At 67.8% G+C, this 10,126-nt stretch carries 12 protein-coding genes and 1 tRNA gene; 4 read left to right on the top strand and 9 right to left on the bottom strand.

Features of this window, described 5'->3' with window-relative positions:
* Positions 1-33: 33 nt before the first annotated feature.
* The 3 genes from HZB86_11050 to def all read left to right on the top strand — a co-directional run bounded on the left by HZB86_11050 (position 34) and on the right by def (position 1,503).
* Positions 34-345 carry a Crp/Fnr family transcriptional regulator gene (locus HZB86_11050; protein ID MBI5906061.1) on the top strand — a complete coding sequence of 104 codons (312 nt, stop codon included), beginning with the start codon at positions 34-36 and terminating at the stop codon, positions 343-345.
* 86 nt (positions 346-431) lie between these two features.
* Positions 432-977, top strand: coding sequence for an amino acid-binding protein (locus HZB86_11045; protein ID MBI5906060.1), 546 nt, complete (start codon positions 432-434; stop codon positions 975-977).
* Positions 978-993: 16 nt separating this feature from the next.
* Positions 994-1,503 carry a peptide deformylase gene (gene def, locus HZB86_11040; protein ID MBI5906059.1) on the top strand — a complete coding sequence of 170 codons (510 nt, stop codon included), beginning with the start codon at positions 994-996 and terminating at the stop codon, positions 1,501-1,503.
* Positions 1,504-1,523: 20 nt separating this feature from the next.
* Here the strand turns inward: def and HZB86_11035 are convergent, their stop codons facing one another.
* From HZB86_11035 to HZB86_11005, 7 genes are all read right to left on the bottom strand, one after another.
* Positions 1,524-1,889, bottom strand: a complete 366-nt coding sequence (locus tag HZB86_11035) for a hypothetical protein (GenBank protein MBI5906058.1) — start codon at positions 1,887-1,889, stop codon at positions 1,524-1,526.
* A gap of 273 nt (positions 1,890-2,162) precedes the next feature.
* A complete protein-coding gene (locus tag HZB86_11030; GenBank protein MBI5906057.1) occupies positions 2,163-2,444 on the bottom strand; it encodes a hypothetical protein in 282 nt (93 codons plus the stop codon).
* Between the two features lie 399 nt (positions 2,445-2,843).
* Positions 2,844-2,919: transfer RNA gene (locus tag HZB86_11025), tRNA-Phe, on the bottom strand.
* Between the two features lie 43 nt (positions 2,920-2,962).
* The gene (locus tag HZB86_11020; protein MBI5906056.1) at positions 2,963-3,544 is read right to left on the bottom strand and encodes an RDD family protein; all 582 of its coding nucleotides are present in this window, start codon (positions 3,542-3,544) and stop codon (positions 2,963-2,965) included.
* A gap of 5 nt (positions 3,545-3,549) precedes the next feature.
* Positions 3,550-4,293, bottom strand: coding sequence for a 16S rRNA (uracil(1498)-N(3))-methyltransferase (locus HZB86_11015; GenBank protein MBI5906055.1), 744 nt, complete (start codon positions 4,291-4,293; stop codon positions 3,550-3,552).
* 16 nt (positions 4,294-4,309) lie between these two features.
* Entirely contained in the window at positions 4,310-5,233 is a 924-nt protein-coding gene (gene prmA / locus HZB86_11010; GenBank protein MBI5906054.1) for a 50S ribosomal protein L11 methyltransferase, read from the bottom strand.
* A 114-nt stretch (positions 5,234-5,347) separates the two neighbouring features.
* Positions 5,348-5,731: a hypothetical protein gene (locus HZB86_11005; protein MBI5906053.1), complete on the bottom strand. Its 384-nt coding sequence runs from the start codon at positions 5,729-5,731 to the stop codon at positions 5,348-5,350.
* A 182-nt stretch (positions 5,732-5,913) separates the two neighbouring features.
* Here HZB86_11005 and HZB86_11000 point away from each other — a divergent pair, with 182 nt between their 5' ends.
* Positions 5,914-7,101 (top strand): M20 family metallopeptidase, encoded by a 1,188-nt coding sequence (locus HZB86_11000; GenBank protein MBI5906052.1) that lies wholly within the window; start codon positions 5,914-5,916, stop codon positions 7,099-7,101.
* On the opposite strand, the gene HZB86_10995 is transcribed toward HZB86_11000, so the two are convergent.
* Entirely contained in the window at positions 7,098-9,503 is a 2,406-nt protein-coding gene (locus HZB86_10995) for a Smr/MutS family protein (GenBank protein MBI5906051.1), read from the bottom strand. The genes HZB86_11000 and HZB86_10995 overlap by 4 nt on opposite strands.
* 406 nt (positions 9,504-9,909) lie before the next feature.
* Positions 9,910-10,126: hypothetical protein (locus tag HZB86_10990; protein MBI5906050.1), on the bottom strand; the 217-nt coding region annotated here is incomplete at its 5' end.

Below are 10,126 nucleotides of genomic sequence, written 5' to 3'. Positions count from 1 at the left end.
CTCCTCGAGCGGCATCCCAAGGTGTCGATCCGGATGCTCGGATCCCTCTCCCGCTGGCTCAAGAGGATGACCGACCTCGTGGAGAGCCTTTCGTTGAAGGACGTGGAGGCCCGCCTGGTCTTCTACCTTTCGGAGGAGATGCGGAGCCGCGGGATCCCCCATCGGGACGGCGCGGTCCTGGATCTGCCGGTCAGCAAGAACGTCCTCGCGTCCCGTCTCGGCACCGTTCCCGAGACGTTCTCCCGCACGCTCAAGAAGCTGCAGGACGAGCGGCGGATCGACGTCCAGGGGAAGCGGATCCGGGTGCTGGACGCGGCCGCCCTGTTTTCCCCGCACGCGCGCTGACCGCTCCCCTTGCCCCCTCCGGGGCTCCGGGCGGGGCGTGGTATGATTTCCGATAGTTCATCCTTCCCGGGAAGGGGGGACGTGGAATGGGTCATTTCTCTTTAAGCGTGGTGGGCAGGGACCGGCCGGGCATCGTCGCGGAGGTCAGCCGCGTGCTCTTCGAGCTCGGCTGCAACATCGAGGACTCCACCTGCACGATCCTCTCCGGGCAGTTCGCGATGATCCTGGTGATCGCGCACCCGAGGTTCGCCTCCGTGGCGGATATCGATCCCTCCTTCGAGCCGGTGCGGAAGGTCATGGGGCTCACGATCTCCCTGCACAAGCTGAAGGACGAGGAGGTGACCCGGGAGAAGGGATTCACCGGGCGTCCCCACATCATCTCGGTGTACGGCGCGGACCGCCCCGGCATCGTCTACTCGGTGGCGCGCCAGCTGGCCGCCCAGAAGGTCAACGTAACCGACCTCAACACCCAGGTCGTTGGAGCCAAGGACCGGCCGGTGTACGTGATGGTCCTGGAGGTGGACATCCCCGAGGAAGTGGACATGAAGGAGCTCGAGCGCGAGTTCGACCGGATCCGGAAGGAGCTGTCCGTCTCGATCTCCGTTCGCCCCATCGAATCGCTGGAGCTTTAGGTCGCCGGGAACACCCATGGCCGTTCTCCCCATCCGAGTTTTTCCCGACCCCGTCCTGAAGGAGAAAGCCGCCCCCGTCGAGGGAGTGACGGCGGAGGTGTCCGCGTTCATCGACGACCTGCTCGAGACGATGCGGCAGTCGCCCGGAGGCGTGGGCATCGCCGCTCCCCAGGTCGGGATGCTGTCGCGGATCGTCATCGTGGACGTGTCCGGCCACCGGCGCGGGAGCCAGGAGCAGAATCACGGGCTGCTCGTCCTGGTGAACCCGGAGATCCTGGCCATGGGAGGGAAGCAGGTCGTCCGGGAGGGGTGCATGAGCCTCCCCGATTACACCGCCAACGTCCAACGGGCCCAGTGGGTACTGGTGGACTCTCTCGACCGGAACGGCAATCGCAGGATCATCGAGTCGCTGGGGTTCGAGGCGGTCGCGATCCAGCACGAGATGGACCACCTGGACGGCATCCTGTTCATCGACCGCGTCGTGTCGATCAAGAACGACCTGTTCCGGAGGAAGAAGTACCGGTAGCGGGGTTCCGCCGAACGACCCTACCGCTGCGAAGCGACGCGCACCGAATCCCGACCGGCGGCCGGTTCCACCGTCCGGAGCGCCTGTTTTCCCTTCCATGCGGCGCGGATGGCCTTGAAGGCGCGCTTCGCGTCGCGGGCCGTGATCTCCTCGGGTATCGCGACGGCGGGCCGGGACACCTTCGCCTGCGCGGCGCGCCTGCGCAGCGTCCCGATCGAGCAGGGGGATTCGGACTCCTCGGCGACGGGCCGCGCGACGGTGACGCACGGGGTTGCGGTCTGCCGGGATCCGTCGCTTCCGATCTCCACCTGGACGTCGACGCCGGGACCGCCCCGGACGATGGGGATCACCCGGTCGGGTTCCGCCGCATTCGAAATTCCGGGCATGAGGCAGACGCAAACGGCCGCGATGAGGATCCCGGGAAGGGCATTTCGTCCGATGGATCGCCTCGACATCGCCGGCCTCTCTTCCAAAGGGTCTTCTGCTTACGACCTGTTTTCCTGCAAATGAAAGGCCACGACGGAAATACGGCAGGCTCAACGATATCAACGGGTTACCGGAGCGAGGAGCGTAATTCGATTACGAAAACGCCATTCGCCGCCGAAGGGATGCCGAAACCGTTTCCCGCAGGCGTCCCCCGATCGTGCCGATCCGCGCGGCTACCTTCTCCATGCCGCCAGAAGTTCCGCCCTGGCTTCCCGCGTCCGCTCCTCCGCCGCGAGGATCCGGTCGAGCTTTCCTCCGAGGAAATACACTCCGTTGATGCAGGCGACCGAAACGGCGCCGTACGCCGCCGAATGCCATATGGGCATCGTGGTGACGGCCATCGGAGAGGCCATCTGGAGGGCCATGCCGACCCCGCCGATGCACATGTACGTGTAGATCGACAGGTAAAGGAAGAAAGTGACGACGCCTTTTATGATCCGTCTGTGTCTAGCCATGGTTGCCTCCCTCCGCCGTTGTTACTTTGGATGTCCGCCGGGTCCATTCCTTTTCATCGATCAGACGAATAGTCGATCGCCGCCATTCGATCCGCTCCTTGTCATTGAACGACACCGCCCGGGAAAGGAAGGTTCCCCGCTTCTCATCGGGCACGGGGATTGCTGTTGAACCGGCTTGAAGTGGAATTCGGGAGGAATGGGCGGGTAGGACGGAAATTTCCGTAATCGGGAATTTCAAAAAACGGTCGTATCCGCCCTCCGCGTTCCTCCCGAGCTGGTCGGCCCGCTGAAACAAGGAAACCCGCGTGCCGGGGCCCCCTCCCCCCGGCACGCCGCGGGCCTCTCTCCCCTACGAAAAAAAGGACCCGGCCGAATCGGCCGGGTCCTCGGGATCCGCGATGGTGGCCCCTCCCAGAATTGAACTGGGGACACGAGGATTTTCAGTCCTCTGCTCTACCATCTGAGCTAAAGGGCCACCCGAACGAAAGACGGATTATAGCGACCGCGTCCTCCGGGTGTCAAGCGGCGGAGGCATCTCCGGGCGGAGGAAGGTCGGGTGCGGAAGGGGCGTGCGGTCCGCCTCCGGGAACCGGGAGAGGCGCCCGTGGCGCAGCTGGGAGCGGAACGTCGGTGCGCACGACGAGCGTCTTGCACACCTTGTCGTGCAACCCCTGCTTGCGGGAGTCGAACGCCGCCCAGACGTATCCGATGTAGAAGGTGAGGTCGCACAGGAAGTAGCCGAGCCACCGGAGGAACGCCTTCCGGGCGTCGAGCGGGGTTCCGTCCTCGTTCACGACCTTGATCTTCATCGCCATCTTGCCGAACGTCTGTCCGCAGGTGCCGTGCAGGTCGACGTAGTAGAAGATCGGGAACGACAGGAAGAAGACGCCTCGCAGCACGTTCGCCATCGAGAATCCGCCGGTCTCGCCCTCCCCGAGACCGCTACCGGTCCACAGCCCCGAGTCGGCGCCGAGCCGGTCGATCAGGTAGATCACGTTGAACACGGCGATGATCAGGACCAGGTCGATGACCCGCGCCGCGGCGCGCGACCAGAACCCGGCGTACGGCGGGTGCGCCGGCGAATGTCCGTTTCGGTCCATCCCGGTCAGGGCGACTCCTTCCCGAAATGGTACATCACCATCGCCAGCACGGCGAGGGCCGCGGTCTCGACCCTCAGGATCCGGCTTCCGAGCCCCGCGCAGCGGCAGCCGGCCGCCACCGCCTCCCGCACCTCGTCCGCGGAGAAGCCGCCCTCCGGTCCCACCACGAGCGCGACGCTCTTCCCGTCCGGCATCCCGGACAGGACGCGCTTCAAGGAGAACGTCCCCTCGCCTTCGTAGAAGACGATCCGCCCGTCGTGCCCGGAGGCGATCCGGAGCGCATCGGCGAACGGAACGATCCCCGTCACCTCCGGCACCCTCCCGGATCCGCACTGCTTCGCCGCCGCCAGCGCGACACGTTCCCAGCGGAAGAGCCGCTTCCCGGCGTCCGACGGATCGACCCGCGGGATCGTCCGGGACGACCGGAAGGGGACGACCCGGGACGCCCCGAGCTCCGTCGCCTTCTCGAGGATGAAGTCCATCTTGTCCGCCTTCGGCAGCCCCACGAGCAGCGTGACGGCCACGGCGGGCGGCGGTTCCGGCGGGAGCGTCTCGAGGATCTCGGCCCGGAGGGAGCGCGACGTGGCCTCGAGGATCCGCATGCGGTACCGGTTCCCGTCCTCGTCGAAGGCGTGGAAGCCGTCCCCTACGGACAGGCGGAGCGAGCGGAGCATGTGCCCCGCCTCGGTCCCCTCCAAAACGGCGGTGTCGCCGGAAATCTTCCTCCGCTCGACGAGGAATGTCGGCATTCGTCGTTCCCCGGCCCTACGCGATGCGCCGAAGCAGCAGGGCGGACCATTGGCCGTCCGTCGACTCGCGGACCAGGGCCGTGCCGTTCCGTTCGAATTCGGCCGCGACCCACCCGCTCTTTTCGACCAGGATCCCGGACAGGACGAGGTGCCCCCCGGTGGCGCACCGGGCCACGAGGTGGGAGGCGACGTCGACGAGGATCTCCGCGATGAGATTGGCGAGGACCAGGTCGAACCGGCCGTCGATCGCGGAGAGGGAGGTTCCTTCCGAACGGAAGACGGGCTCCACCCCGTTCAGGGCCGCGTTCTTTTCCGCCACCGCCACCGCCACCGGGTCCGTGTCGACCGCCAGCACCCGCTCCGCGCCCAACCGCGCCGCGGCGATCCCGAGGATCCCGGTTCCCGTGCCGACGTCCAGGGCGGAGCGGGGAGGGGGGGCGATGTCGAACGCGTCCTCGACGAACCGAAGGCACATCCGGGTGGTCTCGTGCGTACCTGTTCCGAACGCCTGCCCCGGGTCGACGGTGAGCACCACCTCGCCCTCCCCCGCGGCGTACTCCTCCCACGACGGCTTGATCACGATGCGCCGCCCGATCTTCCGGTGGTGGAAATGCTCCTTCCACTTCTCCGCCCAACCCGAGTCGGTGATCTCGGCGGCGTCTACGAACGACTCCGGGCCGGGTCCGAACGACTCCGACAGCACGGGCACGAAATCGAGGAACGCCTGCTTCAGCCCCCACAGGTCGGTGTCCCACGGGAAGTAGGCGGTGAGGCGGGTGACGCTCGGCGGCGGCGGGACCGGGTCGGCCGGGTCGCCGGCGGCCCCGATCAGCTGCTCGTCGTACGCCATCCCGAGCGACCCGTGGGTCGAGAGGAAATGGGTGACGGCGTCGATCGCCTCCCGGCGAGCCTCCACGGTGAACGATTTCCAGCGCGTCATGGGATGATGGGAGTCGACTCCCCTCCGGTTCCGGCGGGTTCTCGAGCGGCCGTCGCGCTTCGATCGCAACGGAAGGAGCAAGATAGAAGATGGGGGACGAAAAGGCAAGTATCTTCAGACCGCGTGCCGACGGACGCCCACCCCCGTTCGGATCCTCACCCGCGTCCGGTCGATCCTCAGGATGTGACGGTCGAGGGTCTTTCCCACGAACCCCCGCGGAAGCCAGCACACCGGGAACCGGAGACGCGAGTCGATGCGGCTCCGTACGCCGATGCGCCCGCTCTCCTTCATCAGAAACGCCTCGTACTCCCCGTTCCGGCTCACCGAGTATTCCACGACGTAGCTCCTGCACATCGGGACGTATACGGGCACCCGGAAGAAGTTGACGGTACAGGTCACCGTATACCCCGTTTTCAGGGCGAACGACGTCCCCTCCACCGTCACTTCCTTCGCGATGGAAACCGGCGGGAACAGCCACGTCCGGAGAAGATTCCGCATGGCAACCATCAAGCAATAACCGTTCCCCGGTGTCCACACTTTCGATTTCCTTGGATGTACCAATGTTTTCCCCGCGGCCCGCCTCGATTCGAGTCGGTGGGGGAGACGAAAAGGAGAAATTATTTCGCCAATTAGGGACGTGGTAGGATATACGTCCGCAACCGCGGAGCCGATCACGACCCATGGACCGTGCGCGAAAAAAAGTGCTGTCGATCGCCGAGGCGCTGTCCCCTCAAGCCGTCCGGATGCTTCGGGACATCACGTCGTACGCCGAACCGCCCCTTGCGGAGATCCGGACCTCCGGGACGCTGTGCGATTTCCTCCTGTCGAAAGGATTTCGCGTCCGGCGGGGCGTCGCGGGGATGGAGACCGCCTTCCGGGCGGAGTACGTTTTCGGAAGGGGGAAACCGGCCGTCGCCTTTCTCTGCGAGATGGACGCGTTGCCGTCCCTTGGCCACGCGTGCGGACACAACATCGTCGGAGTGGCGTCGGCGTGCGCCGCCGCCGTCCTCGCGGAATCCGGAAGGGGAGTGTTCCGGTCGGGGAAGGTGATCGCGCTGGGGACCCCCGCCGAGGAGACGGGGTACGGGAAGGCGCGGATGGTGGAGGAAGGGATCTTCCGGGGAATCGACGCCGCGATGATGGTCCACCCGTCCTCCCGGAGGCACGTCGCGAAAGGGTACCTCGCGCTTCACAAGCTGCGCTTCACCTACCACGGCCGCGCGTCCCACGCGGCGGCGTACCCCGAGCACGGGATCAACGCCCTGGACGGCGTCCTGCTCCTGTTCCACGGCGTTTCGGCGCTGCGGCAGCAGTTGCCGGACACGGTCCGCGTCCACGGGATCATCACGGAAGGGGGGCAGGCCCCAAACATCATTCCGGAGCGGGCGAAGGCGTATTTCTACGTGCGGGGCGAGGAGGAAGGGGAGCTGCGCGACGCGGTGGAACGCGTGAAGGCGTGCGCCGCGGGGGCGGCGACCGCGTCGCGGTGCCGCCTCACGGTGGAGGAGGGGCCGTATACGCTCTCCCCGATGAGAGTGAACCCCGTGCTCGCCGCCTCGTACCGGCGGGCCCTTTCGGCGTTGAAGCTCCGGGAGAGCGGCGCGCCCACGGATCGGAACCGGGGGTCGTCCGACATCGGCAACGTCTCGCAGGTCGTCCCGACGCTCCAGCCGAACGTACCCATCGCCTCCGGGGAGCGCGTGCAGATCCACACCCGGCCTTTCGCGGAGGCGACGACCATGCCGTCGGGCATCGAGGGGTTGATGGAGGGGATCCGCGCCCTGGCCCTCACCGGATACGAGCTGTTCCGGTCCCCGGCGCTCGTCCGCGACGCCTGGAAATCCTTCCGTGAACGTCCCCGTTTTTAACAGAGCAGGACGATCGTGACGCCGTCGCCGCCCTGCTCCCGCGGGGCGGGGAGGGAGCGTTTCGCGTACGGCGACTTCGCGAGGTGCCGGCGCACGCCGGCCTTCAACGCGCCGGTCCCGTGCCCGTGGATCAGGAACGCGTGCGGGGCCTGGGCCAGGGAGAGCCGGTCCAGAAAGGCGTCGATCTCGGGAAGCGCGTCGTCCACGTACATTCCCCGCAGGTCGAGGGTGTTCTCCGGCGTCTGGATGTGAACCGCCGCCGGTGAAGCCTCCGTCGACCGGGAGCCTCCGCCTCCGCGCCGCTCGCGGGATCCCCCGGCCGACGGAAACACGCGGACCTGCTCCCGCGGGACGCGCAGCTTCATCCCCCCGGCGGCCACCTCCACCTCCCGGTCGTCGGGCCCCGACGGCGACGCCACCTCCGCCTCCTTCGCCAGCGACGCGACGAACACTTTCTGTCCCGGATGGAGGGTGGCGCCCGGATCCGCCGGCGCGGAGCGGCTGACCATCGTGCGGACCGCCGGGTCCTCCTCCGCGATCCGTGCCTTCTCCTTCCACTCGTTCAGGACCGTCGTCGCCTTCCGTACCGTGTCGATTCTCCGGTCCTTCCGCATCTCCTCCATGATCCGCGCGAGTTCCCCTTCCGCCTTCCGGACCTCCTCCCGCATCCGCTGGCGCGCCTGCGACACCACGCGGGACTCCTCGGACCGCACCTTCTCCCGGTCCGCCTCGAGTTTCCGACGGACCTCCTCGGCCTCCTTCCGCCTCGTCGCCATCTCCGCGGTCTCGGCGCGCAGGCGCTCCCGTTCCCGCTCCAGCCGGTCGATGACTTCCGTGAGGTCCGGCCCCGGGCCGGAAAGATACCCGGCCGCCCGGGCGAGGACCTCGCCGGGGAATCCCAGGGACCGGGCGATCTCCATCCCCATCGACCGCCCGGGGACGCCCAGCGAGAGCCGGTACGTCGGGCGCAGGTGATCCCCGTCGAACGCCATCGACCCGTTCTCGAACCGTCGGTCGGTGAAGGCGATCCCCTTCAGCTCCTCGAAGTGGGTGGTCGCCACGACGCGGACCTCGCGGTCGGCCAGCGTCTCGAGGAAGGCGCGCGCGATCGCCGCTCCCTCCCGCGGGTCGGTCCCCGAGACGACCTCGTCCAGGAGGACGAGCGATCCCCTGTCCGCCCCCCGAAGGATCTCGTTCAGCCTGCGGATGTGCGCGGAGTAGGTCGACAGGTCCCGCTCGACGCTCTGCTCGTCCCCCACGGCGACGAAGACGCTGCCGAACGTGGAGACGGTCGCGTCCGGAGAGGCCGGGATCGACAGCCCCGCCATCGCCATCACCGTGAGGATCCCCAGCGTCTTGAGGGCGACCGTCTTCCCGCCGGCGTTGGGGCCGGTGAGCACGAGGCACAGGTACGGCCGACCGACCGAAAGGTCGTTGGGGACCACGGGGCGGCCGCTCAAGACCAGCAGCGGGTGGCGGGCGGACGGGAGCCTCACCTCCCCCGAGGCGTTGACGGACGGTTCCGCGCCCGACAGCTCGTCGGCAAGCAAGGCGCGCGCCTGGATGAAGTCGAGCCGCGCGAGGAGGGAGAGGGCGAGCAGGAGTTCGTCCGACCTCCGCGCGACGTGCGAGGAGAGCTCCGCCAGGATCCGGGCCACCTCGCGTTCCACCTCGAGCTCGGCCATCCTCGCCTCGTTGTTCAGGTGAACCAGCTCCTCCGGCTCGAAGAAGACGGTCTGGCCGCTCTGGGAACTGTCGTGGACGATCCCCTGGAACAGCCCCTTCGAGGCGGCCTTGAAGGGGATCACGACCCGCCCCGACCGGACGGTGGCGTACGACTCCTGGACGTGGCGGGAGTATCTCGGGGACGAGACGATCCGGTCCGCGGTCTCCTGCAGGCGGACCCGGACCGATGCCAGGTTCCGCCGCAGCGTCCCCAGCGCGGGCGACGCCCGGTCGGGGACGTTCCCCTCGGAGTCGATCTTCATCGCGATCTCCTCGGCGATCTCCCGCAGCGGCGGGATCGCGCGGGCGTGGTGCGCCAGGCGCGGGTATTTCCCCCGCCGGTCGTCGAAGAACCTGCGGGCCCGCTCGCCGGTCCGGGCCGTCGAGCCGACCGACAGCAGCTCCAGGGGGGAGAGCGAGGCGCCCTTGGCCGCCTTCGCGACCTCCTCCGCGACCTCCTTCACCCCGTCCAGCGGGAGCGGCCCGTCCTGCAGCAGCATCCTGCGGCCGTCCCGGTTCTCCTCGAGGGAGGCGCGGATGGCGTCGAGGTCGGTCCCCGGCGTCAGAGACGAACACAGCACGCGCCCCGGCTCCGACGACGCGTGGCCCGAAAGCCGCGCCGTGATCTTCCCCCACTCCAGCGCCGCCAGCGCCGCTTCCCACGGCGATCCGTTCAATCTCCCGTCCCTCCGTCCGCTTTCTTGCCGAAGCACGCCGTGAAGACGCTACCTCGCAGGGGGGCTCCCCGTTCGTGCCCCCCGTTCCTCCTACAGCGGGGGTACCCCAGCGGCGCGAAGCTCGTATTGGGGCATCCACCGCCCAGTGCTTCAATTCATCCATCCGCCTGCATTCGAGCGCCGCTGCATCCGCTCCGGCTGCGTTGCGCTCCTTGCGCCGTACTTGCAGTACGCCTCAGTCGCGCGCCTTGCCGGCGCGGCGCATCGACGCTCTCGGTGCCACGCCGGATGGATGAACTGAAACACTCCTCCCCGTCTCCGGGCGAGTTCGCCGTTTCCGCGCTGGCGGCTCCGCTCAGGGGACCCTCCCGCTCCGTACGCTCCATGGATCATGCGGCCTTGTGGGCTACCGCCGCAGCAGTCCCATGACGATTTCGATCGCGATCAGCAGGATGATGATCATCTCGAGCGTTTCCGAGCGGGCGGCCTGCGCCCGGTTGTTCAGCACGGTGTAGATGTCGGTCAGCGCGGCGAGCTGGTCGCGCACCGTCCCCTCGTGCTTCTCCGCCCCCACCTTCCGCCGCGCCTCCTCGTACACGCGGGCGAGGTACGCGTCCCCCACG

This window comes from Deltaproteobacteria bacterium, from assembly GCA_016234845.1.
Taxonomy (GTDB): Bacteria; Desulfobacterota; Deferrimicrobia; order Deferrimicrobiales; family Deferrimicrobiaceae; genus JACRNP01.
The sequence above is the reverse complement of the archived record's forward strand: the minus strand, read 5'-3'. Positions and strand labels throughout refer to the sequence as shown.

Coding starts and splice junctions, on each gene's coding strand:
- HZB86_11035 (MBI5906058.1), bottom strand. CDS start 1,889: ATGCCCGGAATTTCGAATGCGGCGGAACCCGACCGGGTGATCCCCATC.
- HZB86_11005 (MBI5906053.1), bottom strand. CDS start 5,731: ATGCGGAATCTTCTCCGGACGTGGCTGTTCCCGCCGGTTTCCATCGCG.
- HZB86_11045 (MBI5906060.1), top strand. CDS start 432: ATGGGTCATTTCTCTTTAAGCGTGGTGGGCAGGGACCGGCCGGGCATC.
- HZB86_11000 (MBI5906052.1), top strand. CDS start 5,914: ATGGACCGTGCGCGAAAAAAAGTGCTGTCGATCGCCGAGGCGCTGTCC.
- prmA (MBI5906054.1), bottom strand. CDS start 5,233: ATGACGCGCTGGAAATCGTTCACCGTGGAGGCTCGCCGGGAGGCGATC.
- HZB86_11015 (MBI5906055.1), bottom strand. CDS start 4,293: ATGCCGACATTCCTCGTCGAGCGGAGGAAGATTTCCGGCGACACCGCC.
- def (MBI5906059.1), top strand. CDS start 994: ATGGCCGTTCTCCCCATCCGAGTTTTTCCCGACCCCGTCCTGAAGGAG.
- HZB86_11020 (MBI5906056.1), bottom strand. CDS start 3,544: ATGGACCGAAACGGACATTCGCCGGCGCACCCGCCGTACGCCGGGTTC.
- HZB86_11030 (MBI5906057.1), bottom strand. CDS start 2,444: ATGGCTAGACACAGACGGATCATAAAAGGCGTCGTCACTTTCTTCCTT.
- HZB86_11050 (MBI5906061.1), top strand. CDS start 34: ATGCTCGGATCCCTCTCCCGCTGGCTCAAGAGGATGACCGACCTCGTG.